The sequence below is a fragment of the Sphingomonas sp. HMP9 genome, assembly GCF_013374115.1.
GTDB lineage: Bacteria > Pseudomonadota > Alphaproteobacteria > Sphingomonadales > Sphingomonadaceae > Sphingomonas.
The window spans coordinates 961,319-978,117 of record NZ_AP022673.1 but is presented as its reverse complement, the minus strand read 5'-3'; the positions used below and the strand labels follow the sequence as shown (position 1 = coordinate 978,117).

The window sequence follows — 16,799 nt, the reverse complement described above, 5'->3', positions numbered from 1 at the left end:
GCGAATTCCCGCGGCGACCGTCGGGGCAGGGGACCTGGGGGGCAGGGGACCGGGGGGGCCGGGCACTGCGGAAGCGATCAGGGGCGCCCGCCGTATCTCTTACGTTCGGCGACACTCGAACGATCCCACCAGGCGCGCGCCAGCAGTCCCTCGATACGGTCGGTCGCAGGCGTCCCATATCGGACGAGGACGGCGGGCCAGCAGCGATAATGATCGGTTTCCCAAAACGTCATGGGGTCGGTGTCGATCAGGATGGCCTTGTCGTCGACGGAAGCGTGCAGGACGAAGCTGCCGGGCTCCGGCGCGGTTGTGGCGGCAATCATCTTGCCGCGAACCTTCAACGCCGGCTGGCCGTATGTCGTGCCGAGTTCGACACCCGGCAGTGCAAGACCCGCCGCGACGACGGCGTTCCAATCCCTCATCACGCACCCTCATCCTTCGCAATCGACGGGTATATCGGGTTCCTCGACTTCAGCAATCATTGGCGCTGTTGGAACGGCACGCCGCGAACACGGTTCGCTCGACCAGCGAGGCTGCTATGGACGAAGAGTTCGGGGTCGCGATCCCCGCCGCGCTGGAGACCGTTATGACCGTGCATCTCAAGATCGACTTCGTATCCGATATCGCCTGCCCCTGGTGCGTCATCGGCTTGCGCGCGTTGGAGGAAGCGCTGGCGCGGTCGGCCGACGTGCTCGACGCTGATATCGCATTCCAGCCGTTCGAGCTCAATCCGACGATGCCGGCTGGCGGTCAGAATATTGGCGAGCATATCGCGCAGAAATACGGGTCGACGCCGGAACAGTCGGCCGCCAACCGCGCCATGATCGCCGGTCGCGCCGCCGAGCTGGGGTTCACGATGGCGATGACCGAAGAGAGCCGGATCTACAATACGTTCGATGCGCATCGGCTGCTCCACTGGGCCGGCATCGAAGGGGGGCAAGCAAGACTGAAGCACGCGCTGTTTGCCGCGAATTTCACCGACAACGTCGATCCCGGCAATCATGAGGTCCTGCTCGACGCCGCCGTGAAGGCCGGTCTCGATCCCGTTGCGGCCGACGACGTGCTGCGTTCGGGACGCTATGCCGACGAGGTTCGCCGGGACGAGGACCTTTGGCGTCGGCGCGGGATCAACGCCGTCCCCGCGATCGTGATCGAGGACCGGCACCTAATCTCCGGCGGCCAGTCGGTCGCGGTGTTCGAGGAGGCGCTTCGCCAGATCGCATCCAGCTTTGCTGCGGCCGGATCGCCTAGCCTCGGGTCTGGCCCAGCCCGACCCTGACGATCGACCGGCCCCCCGGGTGAATGATCGCTCCGGGGGGCGGGTCAAGTGCCGACTACATTGGTCAATACAGTTGTGTTCGAGCGGTTTTCGACTTTCGGTCTTGCCGCCATGCGAGCGATCGTCGGTTCAGCTCGACTAGGTCTGTCTTGCCGGTCAGCGCTGCTTCGGCGAGTGCAACAGCTTTGTCGAGGATGACGCGGTCAGCATAAGCATAGGCCGGTCGGCGCGGTACGCGATCGTACCAGACGCCATCGCACGCATTGTCGAGAAAGATGCGCTGGAAGCAATGATCGGCGCGCACCGGCCAGCGGCGTGCAGGCGCGGCCGCCGGCAGTATCTCGCGTGTCAGTTCCAGCCAGCGGGCTTCGGTGGCAGGACGGTCGGCTGTATCCATTCCCGTCGAACGATTGAAACCTCGGAAAAGTATCTCTTACCGGTCGTGTGCTGGCGCGGTCGCCTCTCCCCGATCGAATGCGATCAGCGTCGGCGCATCCGCGACGAACCGGTCCAGCACGCCATCGGCGATCTTGATGGGCCCGTCGAACCGCGTCGCGCCGGGAATGCTCTGGATCGCCGAGGCCTCGACCGCCAACCGCTTGGCATCCGCAAAATACCGTCCTGCGGCGCTGCTGCTACGGTCGGCCGCGTCTAGCCCGGCGGCGGTCAACTGCAGCGCACGCCCCCAACGTTGCATCGCGTCCAGCCATGGCCGCGACTGTGCTGCAAAGCCGGGATCGACCGTCCCGGACCGGATGATGTCGGGCGCGGTCGCAATCTCGTCCGCGTGCTCGGTCAAGTCCGCGATCGCTTGACGTCGCGACGCCGCATCGCCGCCGGACAGCGACTCCCGGAGCCCGTCCAGCACCGACTTCAATCGTGGCGCCTGTTCCTGCCAGGGCTGGCTGCCGAAAGTCGGCGCCATGTGCTGCGTATCGAAGAACGTCAGCAATGCCTTCGTCGCCCGCTCGTCGCCGCCGGCGAGTTCGCGTGCGGAGAAATGCCAGGTCCGCTCCGCGTCATACGCGCTGTCGTTCCAGCCGAACGCGGCCACGCCGGTCACCGCCGGGCGGCTCGGGGCCTCCTGGTTCATCGGGTTTGACAGGATGCCGGTCAACTCGCCCGACAGGCCGGCCTCACGCCGCGCATAGGGAGCCATCAACAGCCGGCCCGTGGTCTGAGCATAATCGTTGACCGGATAATTGTCCCACAACAGCGTCTTGCGGCCGAACGCCTTGGTCGCGGCCTTCGCATCGGGGATCGAGATCGCCGGTGGCACGACATCGGTACCGGTCCACTGCACGACGATGCGCGGATCGAGATGCTTGCGCAGCGCGGCCTTGTACGGGGTTTCCTTCGCGTCGTAATATTCGGTCGGCACCATGATGAGCGCTCGAGCCGTAGGATCCTTGGCGGACAGGTTCGCCTGCACTGCGTTCAGCAAGTGCGACTGCGCGACGCCCGCCGCCTCTGCGCCCGACGGACCGAACGCCGCCTTGTCCTTCTCGCAATTCCACTTGGTATATTCGATGTCGTCCAGTGCGACGTAGAAGCTGCCGACGCCGATCGATCGCATCGCGTCGAACTTCCGCTCCAGCGCCTGCACGTCAGCGGGATCGGAGAAGCAGACCGACGGCCCCGGCGACACCGCGTAGACGAAGTCGACATGATTGCGCCGCGCGGTCATCGCGAGCGTTCCCAGCGCCTTCAGCGTCGCGGCTGGATACGCCTCCCGCCAACGATCGCGCGCATACGGGTCGTCCTTCGGGCTGTAGACGTACGTGTTCGCCTTGACGGTGGCGAGGAAGTCGAGATGCTTGGTACGGTCCGCCATCGACCATGGTGCACCGTAAAAGCCCTCGATCGTGCCCCGGATCGGCATCGCGGGATGATCCTGGATCACCAGCGCTGGGATCGTCGACCGCCGGGCAAGTTGGCGAAACGTCTGCACAGCATGGAACAGGCCATCCGCGTCGTGACCGGCCAGCGTGATGACGCCGCCCGATGCCGAGGCCAGGCTCGCAATCGTGTAGCCCTCGGCATGGCCGTCGGCCACCGCGCGGCTGCGGGCGAGCGCATCGCGGACGATCGGCGCGGCTCCGGTGCCGAGTACGACATACGCCCCGTCGATTGCGGAAGGCAGCCGCCGGGCGGTCGTGATCGTCTCCACGCCCGATGCCGTCAGGATGGTGCGGACGAGCGCGACGGTGTCGGGATCGACGCCGGGTGCCGCGATCAGCGATACCGAACGCCCCAGCGCGATCGTTCCCGACCCGAGCGCGATCGAAGTCGGTGCCGGGAACACCTCGGGCATCGTCACCGGATCGGCCGATGCCGACCCCGCTGCCAGACTTCCCAGGCTCGCGGCAACCAGCAGCGAGGGCACAAGGCCGAACTTGCCCATCTGTTGCGTCATGCTCATCTCCGGTATCATAATGGTATTATGAAACCCGGGATACGGTAGCGACCGGACGACCGCAAGCCGCACGGCAAACGGCCGCTCGCGACCCTCAGCGGCTGGCGAGCATCGCGGCCATTTTCGGGCGGACGGCGGTACCGTCGAGCTTGTAGCGGACCATCACGCCGATGTGATCGGACAGCATGCTGTTGTCGCCAGCGCGGCCGAACGGCGCACTTAACGCGACCGGCTTCACCGATAGCGCGTCCGAGGACCGGTACATCAGCCAGTCCTTTGCGCGACCGGTCGAGGTCGCCACGTCGGCGCGCTGCGTGACCAGGCACGTCGGGATCGACCGGCACCGCTGCTCGCCGGCGGTCAGCTGCATCGGCCCGCCGAACATGTGCCGCGCGAAATACGTCCGCCGTGCGACATCCTGCCCGACGTTGAAGTCCCCTGCCACAAGCACCGTTTCGTGCGGGCGTTCCATCGACCCGATGAACGCGCTCAACAGGTCGATCTGGCGCCTATAGGCGTAGAGCGCGCGGGGCTCGGACACGCCGGTGGCACCGTTCGAGTTCAGATGCGTATCGATCACGGTGACCGGTCCCGCCAGGCCGGGCACCGCGATCATCGCCGCCATCGCCCCCTTGTTGGCGAGGCAGTCGTAGCCGGCGCAGACGGGATAGCTGATCCGGCGCACCGCCAGGATCGGGTAGTCGGAGAAGATTGCGAGCCCGCTGTCGACATGCTTGCCGACCTGTTCGCCGCGCAACATGCTGCCGGCCGACACGAAGCTGCGGTCGGTGGACGTCTCGGCGGTCGCGGCGGCGTCGGCGGATGCGCCGAACGCGATGTAGCGATAGCCGGCGGCGGTCCCGATCACCTTCGCATCGGGCACGAACGCCTCCTGCAGCGCGACGATCCGGGGCTGATGCCCCGCGGCCCGCATCGCGCGAAGCCGCGCCGCGATAGCCGACAATGACGCCGTCCGATGCTCCGCGATCGGCCACGGCAGGCCGTGGACGTTGTAGGTCATGACCGATACCGTCGACTCCGGCAGGCTCGCCGTCGCGGGCGACGCGGCCGCTGTGAACAGCCCGAGGGAAACGGCAAACCGACCGAGACGACGCGAAACCATTGGCGATCCAATTCCTGTATTTGGGTAAGAGACGCCACGACCCGGCCGAACCCGCACCGGCCTCGGCGAAATTTCGGTCGTCGACCGCGCGTATGTCCGCGTCAGCGTTTGAGCGGCGCGAACGAGAATAGTCCGCTTCGGTAGTTCATCACCACGGTCGTCGGCGTGATCCCGGCATGGGCGACGATCCGCGCCGCCTCCGCACTCGGCTTGGAGTGACCGAGCCGCGGGTTGCCGGCAAAGCCGATTCCGTCGTGGAGCAGGCTGAACCCATGTCCGCCGCTGCGCGCATGGACGACGCTGAGTGCGTACGCCCCCTCGGCCGGAACGCGCAGGCACAGCCGCGCCGGACCGGCCGCCGGCACCGCGATTACCGCGCGGCGAAACGTCTTGCCCTGCGCCACCAGCACATTGTCGTCGGCCAGGAACTCGCCCTCGACCGCGGGATAGACCTCGGCGCGCAGTTTGCCCGCGCGATCCTTCAGTCCTTCGACGGTCACGACGATCGCGGGTCCCGTCTCATGCGGTCGGCACTGCGCCGCTGCGGTCCCTAGCGCAGGGGTCGAGGCGATCGGCGTGGTGGCCAGCGCCAGAAGAGCGACGATCATCGGTCATGTTCCGGATTGAGAAGTTCGACTGCGGTCAGTGTCGCGCCGAGCAGAAGGTGGGTCACCAGCCAGAGCGCCGCGATCATCGTCAGCATCGCCGCGACATTCGAGGCCTGCCCTACGGTGAACGCGACGAGGCCGGCAAAGACGATGTCCTTGTTCGGCAGCAGCGGCAGGCGCGAGACGAGCAGGCGCAATGTCGCCAGCACCAGCCACCAGGCGAGCGGTGCAGCGGGTAGCGCAACCGCCCAGAGCGCGGCGGCGAGGACGGTCGTCGCGACGATCCGCAACAGGTGGATGATCGCGATCCGACCCAGTTCGTCGCGGGGCAGCGTAAAGAGCCGCTTGCGCATCACGAGCGCGACGAACGACGGCACGGCGATGCTTGCGGCGGACACGATCATCACCTTGGCATCGGTGCCGAGGTTCAGCGCGACCAGCGACTGCCAGCTGACCGCGGCCAGCACCAGCGTACAGACATTGGCGACGACCGCTGACAGGATCGACACGTCCTTGATCGCGCCGAACGGCGTCCCGACCAACGACGCATGGCGCCTCGCCCAGGCGTAGAAATACAGCTCGCCCGAATAGCCCGCAATGATCTCGTTGCTGATCCGCTTGCGCAACAGCGCGAGGAAACCGCGCGGCGGCAGGTTCCACAGCCGGCGATAGATCACCCATTCGCTCGCCGGCAGCGCGAGATAGCCAGCTGCGAACAGCAGCCAGAACAGCGGCGACCGCGGCACCATCGCGATCACGCCGCGGACGTCGAGATACCGAAGCTGCCACAACGCCGCGACCAGGATCGCCGCGGACAACAGCGGCGTCAGGCCGCAGGCGACGATCCCCTTGCGGACCTCGATCGTCTTCAGCGGTAGCGTGGAGGCGGGCAGGGCGACGCGGTGAAGCGCGTCGCTCATGTCATTCTCCATCGAACGGCGGTCGGACCGGCGATGGGGTTTCCAGGGCGCAGCGATGCAGCGACGGCGGAAGAGCCAGGATGTGTCATGGGCTCTGGACGTCACCGCATCGCGGCATCCGCAGCCCGAATGAGGCGTCACAAAAAATAATTCTGGCGGACTGCGGTTCGGATCGTCCGGTGCCGTCTCCGGGGCATGTGTGTACCAAAGCCGCTCGGACCCGTATCGTGAACGCCATGGCGATGGCCCTGCGCCCCCCTTCGGCCGACCGGCGCCTCATCGTGTCGATCCATGACGTTTCGCCAGCGTTTGCCGAGCCCGTCGAGCGGCTCGCCGAGATGATCGGCGGGATCCTTGGCGGTCCGCGTTTCGCGATGCTCGTCGTCCCCGATCACTGGGGTGCAGCGCCGCTCGACCGGACGCCGGCGTTCGCGCGCCGGTTGCGCCAATGGGCAGATGCAGGCGTCGAGATGTTCCTCCACGGCTGGTTCCACCGCGACACCAGCGCGCATCGCGGCGCGGCGGCGACGATGAAGGCGCGCTACATGACCGCGGGCGAGGGGGAGTTCCTGGGGCTCAGCGCAGACGAGGCCGAGTACCGGATGCGGGCCGGGCGCGAGATGGTCGAACAAGCAATCGGCGGGCCCGTCGCCGGCTTCATCGCGCCCGCCTGGCTCTATGGTCCGGGTGCGATATCGGCGTTGAAAGCGTGCGATTTCGCGCTCGCGGAGGACCATTTCCGGGTCTGGCGCCCGGCGACCGACGCGATCGTCGCGCGCGGCCCCGTCGTCACCTGGGCCAGCCGTTCCCCGGCGCGCACCGCCAGTTCGCTCGCGGTTGCCGCGACGGCTCGGGCCATGCCGGACTGGTTCCCGACGCTGCGAGTGGCGGTGCATCCCGGCGACGTCACGAAGGAGTCGTTGATGCGCAGTATCAATCGGACGATCCGGTCTCTGGCGGGACGCCGCACGGTGTCGCGCTACGCCGATCTGATGCCGGAAGGGGAGGGCCGCCATGAAGATTGTTGACGTCTGCGCCTTCTACACGCCCAGCGGAGGCGGTGTCCGAACCTATGTCGATCGCAAGCTCGTCGCCTTCGCGGACCGCGGGCACGAAATGGTGGTCGTCGCCCCTGGCGAGCGCGATGGCGAGGAACGTCGCGGGCCGAACGCGCGGATACGCTGGATCCGGTCGCCGCGGTTCCCCCTGGACCGGTCCTACCGCTATTTCTCCGATCGACCGGCGCTCCACCGCGTCCTCGACGAAGAAGATCCGGATCTCGTCGAAGTATCGTCGCCGTGGCGGAGCGCGTCGATGGTTGCGGACTGGAAGAGCGAACGCGGCGCCAGGGCTCGCCTCGCACTGATCGCGCATGCCGATCCGCTGGCGGCCTATGCCTATCGCTGGTTCGGTGGCGTTGCGTCGACGCAGACGATCGACCGCGCGTTCGACTGGTATTGGCGCCATCTGCGCCGCCTCGACCAGCGCTTCGACATGGTCGTCAGCGCGAGCGACAGCCTCAGCACTCGGTTGCGCGAGGGCGGCCTGCAAAAGGTCCTGACCGACCCGATGGGCGTCGAGCCCGGCCAGTTCTCGCCGGCACTGCGCGACAGGGCCGTGCGGCGCGAGATGCTGGCGCTGTGTGGGCTAACCGAAGACGCGATGCTGCTGATCGGCGTTGGACGCCATGCGCCGGAAAAGCGCTGGCCGATGGTGGCGCAGGCGGTCACCATGGCGGGGGCGCAAGCACCGGTAGGCCTCGTCATTGTCGGTGGCGGATCGCGCCAGCGTCCGGTGATCGAGGCTATCGACGGCAATCCGCACGTCCGGCTGCTGGAGCCGACCACCGATCGCGCGGCGCTCGCGCGGATGATGGCAAGTGCGGATGCGTTGATCCACGGGTGCGAGGCGGAAACCTTCTGCTTCGTCGCCGCCGAAGCGATCGCATCGGGCCTGCCGCTGATCGCGCCAGATCGCGGTGGCGCTGCCGACCTCGCGCGCAAATCCGGCGGCGTTCTGTATTGGTCGAGCGATGCACAGGCGGCGTCCGAGGCGATCCTCTCGGTCGCCCGCTCCGGTCCCCGCCAAAGCGCGTTCGTGCGGACCAAGACCCGTCCGGTGCGAACCATGGACGATCATTTCGATGCGCTACTGTCCCTATATGTCGGGGATCAGCGTCGGACGGGGCAGGTCTCATGCCGGTGATCGCCATCCCGCTGCCCAAAAGCGCCTCGATCGCAGCATCGCGCATCGTGTGCCCATGGGGTGCAGCCGAAGATCCGGGTTGCGACTTCAGCGGCGACGGGCGGGTCGTCGGCGCGGTCGTGGCGGACCGGTCGGCCTGGCATTGCCCGCTCTTCTATCTCGCCTTGCCCGCGTCCGCGCTGCTGGTCGGCATGGTGGTCGTCGTCCGGGGTTTTAATGCCGCCACAGGCGCCATAGGCCGTTTGCTGTCCTGACCATGCTGGATCGCAAAATGGTGGCGAAGGTCATGTCGGTGACCCCAGACTACCTCGTCGGCACGGGCCGCTGAAATTACTTGAGCGATATCTGGCTGTTTCCGGGCGACATCTCTTCGAGACGCAGGCAAAAGCGGCACGGAGTGGGGCGTCGATGGCATGCGTCTCACTGGCCCTTGCGGTCTAACAGTGCCGAAGACCTTCGGAGGCGAGCCGTAGCCGACGCCGACACGACCCAGAACGCAGGCCTTTCGGCGGTGCTCGCGGCGAACCGCAACCAGCTCGTCCGGTTCTTCACCGGGCGGACCGGCAGCGTCGCGGAAGCGGAAGACGTCGTCCAGGAGATTTGGCTGCACGTGGGTGAGCCTTCACTCGAACGCAAAACGCAAGGCTCGCCGGGACAGGCGGCCGGACCGATCGCCAACCCGCTGGCCTATCTGCACCGCGTCGGCATGAACATCGTGCTCGACCGGGTCCGTGCAAACGGTCGCCGCCAGCGTCGGGACTCGGGCTATGTCGAGGCGACGACGGCGATCGTCGGCACGGAAGCGGTCGATGACGCCCCCTCCGCATTCGACACGGTGGCCGGGCGCGAACGGATCGATCGTCTGGCAGCCGCGCTGTCCGGGCCACCCGAAGGCGCCATGCGCGTCTTTCGTCGTCACCGGATCGACGGCGTGTCGCATGCCGACATCGCCGCCGAGTTCGGTATCTCGCGCAGTGCCGTCGAAAAGCACGTCGCGGTGGCCCTTCGGCATTTGCGAAAGGCGCTCGATGAATGATTTAGCGCAGGGGCTGCGGTTCGCGATGCCCGGCGGCGTCTATCAGCCGAACGGATATGCGCGGCAATCATATTTTACGATCAGGCGTCATGGCGCCGGGATTGACGCAGGCGGGGGGCATCCGCCGGAAAGGAGGAAGCATGAGTGATACGCACTCTGCAATCGACACGGCGGCGCGTTGGCATGCGCGTCTGGACGCGCCCGACATGGATTGGGACGGGTTCGGCCAGTGGCTTGCGCTCGATCCTTTGCACCGCGCCGCCTATGATGACGTCGCGCTGCTCGACGCGGAGATCGCGCAAGCTGCACTCGCGATCACGGCTCGTCTGCCCGCCAACGACGATTCAGCGAACGCCGCTGGTGCCATCCCGCGTTCCGGTCGGTGGCGCTTGGCAGCGATCGGGACCAGTGGTGCGCTGGCGGCCGGGCTGGCGTTGTTGCTCGTGGCACCGTCGGGTGACGATGCGGCGCAAGCGTATGAGACGGGTCGAACCGAAACCCGATCGGTCACGCTCGCCGATGGCAGCGGGATGCAGATCGACCGCGGATCGCACGTTTCGGTCAGCGGCGGTGATAGCCCGGTCATCGAGATCGGCCGGGGCGCGGCGAATTTTACCGTGCGCCACGATCCATCGCGCGTGCTGCTGGTCCGCGCAGCAGGGTACGAGATCCGCGACATGGGGACGCGGTTCGACGTCGTCAGCGCGCGGGGCCGCGTTGCCGTCACGGTCGCAGAGGGCAGCGTCAGCGTCACGCCGGTCGGCGGTGCGCCATCCGATGCGACGACGGTGCACGGCGGACAGATACTGGACATCGTCCCTGCCAAGCAGATCGCCGAGCGGCGACCGGTCGATCCGGCGCGTGTATCCGATTGGACCGATGGTCGGCTCGATTACGACGGCGCGCCATTGTCGCTGGTTGTCGCCGACATAGCGCGGTATGCCGACAGCCCGTTGACGGTCGATCCGTCGGCCGCGAACCTGCGCTTTTCCGGGGTGTTGACGATTGGTGATGGATCGCGGCTCGTCGAGCAGCTTCGGGCGGTCCTGCCGATACGCACTCGTCGAATTGACGGCGTCGTGCATCTTGGTGCCGCCGGCGCACGCTGAACGACCATCGGCCACCCGGCGTACGATCACGATTCCGGCTGGTACGCTGCGTTCGGCGCTCGATGCGCTCGCTCGCCAGACCGGAATATCGATTGGGATGGCCGGTGGCTTGCCCGTTCTGAACGTCCGCCGCATCGACCACGCGACCGATGTCAAGCAGGCCCTGCGCCGGATACTGGCTGGAACCAGGCTGCGCGCGGTGCAGGTGGATCCGACCACGTGGCGGATCGAAGCCCTGCTGGCAAAACCGCCCCCCACGCGCGCACGGCCGGCCACGGACGCCGGAGTGCTCGCGACGGGCGATATCGTCGTCATCGCCAGCAAGCGCGACGAACGATTGTCCGATCTTCCCGCGTCGATCAGCATCGCCGGGGGACAGGCGCTCGGTCGACTGGCCGGGCGGCGTGGGTTGACCGACGTGATGGCGACCACGGACGGTGCCTTCTCCACGAACCTCGGCCCGGGCCGCGACCGGATCTTCCTTCGCGGCGTCGCCGACAGCGCGTTCAACGGCACGAGCCAGTCGCTCGTCAGCCTGTATCTCGACGATGCGCGGATCGGCTATTCCTCGCCCGATCCCGACCTGAGGCTCGTCGATGTCGACCGGATCGAGGTTTTGCGCGGACCGCAGGGCACGCTCTACGGCACTGGTGCGCTCGGCGGGGTGGTTCGTGTCGTGACCGCCGTGCCGGACCTCGATCGCCTTGCGGGCACCGTCGCCGTCGAGGGATCGGGCATCAACAACGGCGCCGTCGGTGGCGCGGTCGAGGGAATGCTCAACCTGCCGATCGTCACCGGCAAGGTCGTGCTGCGAACCTCGGGCTGGGTCGAGACGATGCCCGGCTGGATCGACGATACCGGGCGCGATCGACGCGACGTGAACCGTACGCGGCGAACCGGCGGCCGTGCGGCGCTGCGATGGGCGATCGGCAGCGGATGGTCCGCGACCCTGAGCGGCGTCGCGCAGCGGATCGACGCGCGTGACAGCCAGTACGCGACTAATGGCCTGTCGCGCGCCACCGGGATCGCCGAACCGCAGGACAACGACTTCACATCGGCAGCGCTTACCCTGCGCGGCCCGATCGGCAAGCTCGAGGCGCAGGCCACGACGGCGTATGTCGACCAGGAGTTCGGCAGTACCTACGATGCCAGCATCCTGGCGCTGACCCTCGGCGTCGCCGCGCCCGTCGCCTATGCCGAGGATCGTTCGGCGCGCCTGCTGTCGCAAGAGGTGCGGCTTAGCGATCCGACCGCGCGGCATCCGTGGATCATCGGCGCGACCATCCTGCATTCGACGAGCCTGCTCGACGGCCGCTTCACGTCGGTCCTCGGCAACGCGATCGCCGCGCGGCGCGACGAGGAGGACGTCACCGACCTTGCGCTGTTCAGCGAGGGGACGCAGCGTCTGAGCAGCGCGCTCGATTTCAAGCTGGGGCTGCGCGCCTTCTCGACCTCGAGCCATCTCGAACAACAGGCGCCCGGTCGGGTGAAGGCCAATCGGATCGGCGTGACCCCGAGTGGCACGCTCAGCTGGCACCGCGACGACCTGGGTCTCGTCTGGCTACGCTATGCGAGCGCGGTACGCCCCGCCGGGATCAGTCGTACCGCGAACCCGGCCAATGCCCGGATACCCGGTGACGAACTCCTGAGCCTGGAGCTTGGCTGGCGGCTGCGGGTCGCGGGAGACCGGCTGGCTGTGCACGGCGCGCTGTTCGGGTCCGCGTGGCAGCATCTGCGCAGCGATACCGTCGGCGCCGACGGGCTGCTCGGTACCGTCGATGCCGGTAACGCGGTGAACTACGGGATCGAACTCGGTGGAGTCCTGACGCTGTCGCAGACCATGATCGATTTCGGCACGACCCTGCAACGTGCGCAGCTGACATCCCCGTCGTCGAACACCAGCCTCGACCGCGACGACCGACGGCTGCCCGTGGTGCCCGACATATCGGCGCGACTGGCGGCAACGCGAAACCTCGTCGTGTTCGGCTTACCGGCGACGCTCTACGCGGCCGCGCGCTATACCGGCCGTACGCGCCTGAGCTTCGACCCGCTGCTCGATCGACCCGCGGGGAATTACGCGACGATCGATACCGGTGCGACGATCGACCGCGGCGCGTGGCGATGGTCGATCACTATCACCAATTTGCTCGACGGCCGCGGCAACAGCTTCGGCTTCGGCAACCCGTTCACGCTGGCCACCAGCAACCAGACGGTTCCGATCCGGCCAAGGGCCATGACCCTGCGGCTTTCCGTCGGACTGTGACCGTGTGTAAGCGGCCTTGATCGACCATGACGCTGTCATCAAAGTGCATCCGTTCCGTCATCAACACGAAAAACCCCGCGCCTAGCTGTCCTGGCGAACCGGCGGATCGAAGTCGGCAACCCCAGGGGCATCATGAAGTTTCTCACCGGCAGCGCGTTGATCGCGCTGATCGCCAGTTCGTCGGCCGTTGCGCAGACGTCTCCGCAGACGACATCGCAGGGGTCACCGCAGTCCCCCGCCGCTGCCGCCACCGACACAGCTGCGGAGGACAGCCTGATCGTCGTTACCGGTACGCGCGATCGCTCGCGGACTCAGTTCGATACGCTCGCCCCGGTCGATGTCCTGTCGGGCGACGCGGTGCGATCGAGCGTCTCGGGCGACCTATCTGATACGCTCGCGCAGCTGTTGCCGTCGTTCAACGTCCAGCGTCTTCCGGCGGCCGACGGCCAGGCGTTCGTCCGCCCGGCGACGTTGCGCGGACTGTCCGCCGACCAGACGCTCGTCCTGGTCAATGGCAAGCGCTATCACCGGTCGGCCTTGCTCGGGACGCGCGGTGCGCAGGCGCCCGATCTGGCCGGTATTCCCTCGCTCGCGATCAAGCGGATCGAGGTCCTGCGCGATGGCGCGTCGGCACAATATGGTTCGGACGCGATCGCCGGCGTCGTCAACATCATCCTCGACGACACCGCCGGCATGGAAGCGTTCGGGCAAGTCTCGCAATATTACAAAGGCGATGGCAAGGAATATCAGACCGGCGCGCGGGGTGGCATCGCGCTTGGCGACCGCGGCGCGATCGTCGTCACCGGCGAATACGATCATTCGGAAGCAACGTCGCGGACCCGCCAGCGGCCCGACGCCATCGCATTCCAGGCGGCCAACCCGACCCTGGTCGTGGCCAACCCCGTGCAACGCTGGGGTCAACCTGACGAGGAGCGCATCCGCGGTGCGATCGACGCGCATTACGCACTTGCCGATGCCGCGACGCTCTACCTGTTCGGCACCGCGCAACAGGGCGAGGGCGTCACCGACTTCAACTGGCGCAATCCCGCCGGCACGGGCAGCGTCTACAACACCAGCAGCGCGTTTCCCGGTTTCTCGTTCCGCAGCATCTACCCGGTCGGGTTCACCCCGCGGTTCGGCACGACGTTCAGCGACTATCAGGCCGATGGCGGGCTTCGCGGCGATCTCAGCGACCGCTTCAGCTACGACCTTTCCGCCGCGGTCGGCCGTAGCCGCATCGCCTATACGCTCGCCGAAAGCCTGAACGCCTCGCTCGGGACGGCAAGCCCGACAAGCTTCTATCTTGGCCGGCTCGAACAGCGCGAGTTCAATCTCAACGCCGACTTTGTCTACCGCCTGCCGGTCGGCACCGCGCATCCCGTCAACGTCGCGTTCGGCGCGGAACGGCGTCGCGAAACCTATCAGGTCTCGGCAGGCGATCCGGCATCCTATGCCATCGGTGCAGGTGCGGCGAGCGGGCTTGCGCCCAATTCGAACGGCTTTCCTGGTTTCAGCCCGAGCCTTGCAGGGACGTTCGACCAGACCAGCTATGCCGGCTATCTCGATCTCGAATGGCAGCCGATCGAGATGGTGACGGTGGGGGCCGCCGGCCGTTACGAAGATTTTTCGGCGTTCGGCGATACCTTCAACTACAAGCTCTCGGCGCGGTTCGAACCGGTCAAGGGCATCGCCGCACGCGGGACCTACTCGACCGGTTTTCGCGCGCCGACCCCGGCACAGCTGAACACGTCGCAGACCACGCAAGGGCTCGACACCACGACGCTCCAGATCTTCAACCAAGGCCGCCTGTCGCCCAGCGATCCGCTCGCGATCGCGCTCGGTGCCAAGCCGCTGACGCCGGAGACGTCGAAGACCGCGACGGCGGGGCTCACCTTCCAGAGCCGGTTTGGGCTGACCGGCTCGATCGACGTCTATCAGATCGACGTCGACAACCGCTTCAGTCAGTCGCAGACGTTCGCGGTCCCGGCAAGTTTCGCCAACCCGCAGCGTTTCACAGCGGTCTCGTACTTCACCAACGACTTCGACACGCGCACGCGCGGGATCGATGCGGTACTCGCTTATGCGCACGGCGTCGGACCCGGCCGCGCGAGCCTCAGCCTCGCCTACAACTACAACCAGACCAAGGTGCGCAGCGGTGTCAGCGCGGCGATCCCGAACGACACCCAACGCCGCATCTTCGAAGAGCGCCTGCCCCAGCATAACGGCACCGCGACGCTCGGCTACGACATCGGTGCGGTGTCGTTGCTGGCGCGCGGACGCTATTACGGGGCGTGGACCGATGTCACCGGCAACGCGACCGGGGAACTGTTCCAGCGGTTCGGCTCGATCGCGTTGTTCGACGTATCGGCGAGCTACCGGTTCGACGAGCATTTCACCTTGCGCGTCGGCGCGGAGAACGTCGCCAACACCTATCCGGCAGAGGCGACCAACCAGGCCGTTCGCGGGCTGATCTACTCGCGGAACGCGCCGTACGACACCGATGGCGGTCAATATTACGTCCGTGTCGGGATGAAGTTCTGATGGCGCAGTTCGTCGATCGCCGCGTGTTCCTGACGGGTGCCGCTGCCTTGCCGATGGCGGCGCGGGCAGGGGCCTCTCCGCCCGAGGCGGTCGACGAGGCGGCCTTCTGGAAAGGCATAGCGTCGCAATACGACGTCACGCGCGAGGTCATCCAGTTGGAGAACGGCAATTGGGGCATGATGGCCCGCCCCGTGCTCGATACCTATGCACGCAACGTCGAGCGCGTGAACCGCGATACCAGCTACTATACGCGCCGCGGGATGATCGCCGACTGGATGCGCGCACGCGACGCGCTGGCGGCAACCTTGCAGGTCCCGCCCGACGAGGTCGCGTTCACCCGCAACGCGACCGAGGCGCTCAAGGCGTTGATCCTGGGCTATAACCGCCTGACGCCGGGCGATGCCGTGCTGTATGCCGACCTTGATTACGACAGCATGCAGGCGTGCATGGACAGCTTTGCGACAAGGCGCGGCGTATCGGTGATGCGGATCACGTTGCCACAGCCCGCGACGCGCCAATCGCTGATCGATGCCTATGCCGCGGCGATGGCGGCGAACCCGCGCCTCAAGTTGATCCTGCTCACGCATCTCAGCCACCGCACCGGCCTCGTCCTGCCGGTCCGCGAGATCGCCGCGATGGCGCGCGCGCGGGGCATCGCGACGATCGTCGATGCCGCGCACAGCTGGTGCCAGCTCGACATGACGCTGGCGGATCTGGACTGTGACTATGTCGGCATCAACTGCCACAAATGGCTCGGCGCACCATTGGGAGTCGGCGCGATCCATATTCGGCGCGCCGCGCTGTCCGCGATCGACCGCGACCCGGCCAATCCGGCGTCCGACCGCGACACGATCCAGGCGCGCATCCATACCGGCACGGTCGATTTCGCCGCGCCGCTTACCGTGCCCGCGGCGCTCGCCTTCCAGGCCCGGATCGGCAGCGCGCGTCGTGCCGGTCGTCTCGCCGCGCTGCGCAATCGTTGGGTCGATCAGGTCAGGACGATACCGGGCATCGAGATCCTGACGCCCGACGATCCCACGCTGCACGGCGGCATCACGTCGTTTCGGATCCGCGGCAGGACGAGCACGGCGGAGAACGTTGCGGTGTCGGCTGCCCTGCTCGAGAGGTTCCGGATATTCACGGTCCACCGCGAGGGGCCCGCCGGCGGGGCCTGCGTCCGCGTCACGCCCGCACTCTTCAACACGATGGCCGACATGGACGCGTTGGCGAAGGCGGTACGCGCGATCGTAGAATCTCCGTCTTATGGATCGAAACCGACGTAACCTTTTCGCGCAGCAC

Annotated in this window: 15 protein-coding genes; 9 read left to right on the top strand and 6 right to left on the bottom strand. The window is 66.9% G+C overall.

From position 1 onward, the window contains the following. Positions 1-77 precede the first annotated feature (77 nt). Positions 78-422 carry an MmcQ/YjbR family DNA-binding protein gene (locus HMP09_RS04210; RefSeq protein WP_176499325.1) on the bottom strand — a complete coding sequence of 115 codons (345 nt, stop codon included), beginning with the start codon at positions 420-422 and terminating at the stop codon, positions 78-80. 164 nt (positions 423-586) lie between these two features. Between HMP09_RS04210 and HMP09_RS04205 the strand changes: the two genes are divergently transcribed. Further along, positions 587-1,279, top strand: coding sequence for a DsbA family oxidoreductase (locus HMP09_RS04205; RefSeq protein ID WP_176501565.1), 693 nt, complete (start codon positions 587-589; stop codon positions 1,277-1,279). Between the two features lie 64 nt (positions 1,280-1,343). Here HMP09_RS04205 and HMP09_RS04200 read toward each other — a convergent pair whose 3' ends face one another. The 5 genes from HMP09_RS04200 to HMP09_RS04180 form a co-directional block, all read right to left on the bottom strand. Further along, on the bottom strand, positions 1,344-1,676 hold the full coding sequence (locus HMP09_RS04200; protein WP_176499324.1) for a GCN5-related N-acetyltransferase: 333 nt from the start codon (positions 1,674-1,676) through the stop codon (positions 1,344-1,346). 36 nt (positions 1,677-1,712) lie between these two features. Continuing rightward, entirely contained in the window at positions 1,713-3,695 is a 1,983-nt protein-coding gene (locus HMP09_RS04195; protein ID WP_176499323.1) for a beta-N-acetylglucosaminidase domain-containing protein, read from the bottom strand. 94 nt (positions 3,696-3,789) lie between these two features. Continuing rightward, positions 3,790-4,818, bottom strand: a complete 1,029-nt coding sequence (locus HMP09_RS04190; RefSeq protein WP_176499322.1) for an endonuclease/exonuclease/phosphatase family protein — start codon at positions 4,816-4,818, stop codon at positions 3,790-3,792. Between the two features lie 101 nt (positions 4,819-4,919). Further along, the gene (locus tag HMP09_RS04185) at positions 4,920-5,426 is read right to left on the bottom strand and encodes a DUF2141 domain-containing protein (protein ID WP_176499321.1); all 507 of its coding nucleotides are present in this window, start codon (positions 5,424-5,426) and stop codon (positions 4,920-4,922) included. Continuing rightward, positions 5,423-6,346, bottom strand: a complete 924-nt coding sequence (locus HMP09_RS04180) for a hypothetical protein (RefSeq protein WP_232090660.1) — start codon at positions 6,344-6,346, stop codon at positions 5,423-5,425. The genes HMP09_RS04185 and HMP09_RS04180 overlap by 4 nt, the downstream gene beginning before the upstream one ends. A 236-nt stretch (positions 6,347-6,582) precedes the next feature. Between HMP09_RS04180 and HMP09_RS04175 the strand changes: the two genes are divergently transcribed. The 8 genes from HMP09_RS04175 to HMP09_RS04140 all read left to right on the top strand — a co-directional run bounded on the left by HMP09_RS04175 (position 6,583) and on the right by HMP09_RS04140 (position 16,783). Next, positions 6,583-7,374, top strand: a complete 792-nt coding sequence (locus HMP09_RS04175; protein WP_232090659.1) for a DUF2334 domain-containing protein — start codon at positions 6,583-6,585, stop codon at positions 7,372-7,374. Beyond that, a complete protein-coding gene (locus HMP09_RS04170) occupies positions 7,361-8,551 on the top strand; it encodes a glycosyltransferase (protein ID WP_176499320.1) in 1,191 nt (396 codons plus the stop codon). Before HMP09_RS04175 ends, HMP09_RS04170 begins: the two co-directional genes overlap by 14 nt. Continuing rightward, entirely contained in the window at positions 8,542-8,805 is a 264-nt protein-coding gene (locus HMP09_RS04165) for a hypothetical protein (protein ID WP_176499319.1), read from the top strand. Before HMP09_RS04170 ends, HMP09_RS04165 begins: the two co-directional genes overlap by 10 nt. 257 nt (positions 8,806-9,062) lie before the next feature. Beyond that, positions 9,063-9,587, top strand: a complete 525-nt coding sequence (locus tag HMP09_RS04160) for an RNA polymerase sigma factor (RefSeq protein WP_176499318.1) — start codon at positions 9,063-9,065, stop codon at positions 9,585-9,587. Between the two features lie 140 nt (positions 9,588-9,727). Next, entirely contained in the window at positions 9,728-10,696 is a 969-nt protein-coding gene (locus HMP09_RS04155) for a FecR family protein (RefSeq protein ID WP_176499317.1), read from the top strand. Positions 10,697-10,805: 109 nt separating this feature from the next. Beyond that, on the top strand, positions 10,806-12,959 hold the full coding sequence (locus HMP09_RS04150; protein ID WP_176499316.1) for a TonB-dependent receptor: 2,154 nt from the start codon (positions 10,806-10,808) through the stop codon (positions 12,957-12,959). Between the two features lie 132 nt (positions 12,960-13,091). After that, positions 13,092-15,500 carry a TonB-dependent receptor plug domain-containing protein gene (locus HMP09_RS04145; RefSeq protein ID WP_176499315.1) on the top strand — a complete coding sequence of 803 codons (2,409 nt, stop codon included), beginning with the start codon at positions 13,092-13,094 and terminating at the stop codon, positions 15,498-15,500. Continuing rightward, entirely contained in the window at positions 15,500-16,783 is a 1,284-nt protein-coding gene (locus HMP09_RS04140) for an aminotransferase class V-fold PLP-dependent enzyme (protein WP_176499314.1), read from the top strand. Before HMP09_RS04145 ends, HMP09_RS04140 begins: the two co-directional genes overlap by 1 nt. Positions 16,784-16,799 lie beyond the last annotated feature (16 nt).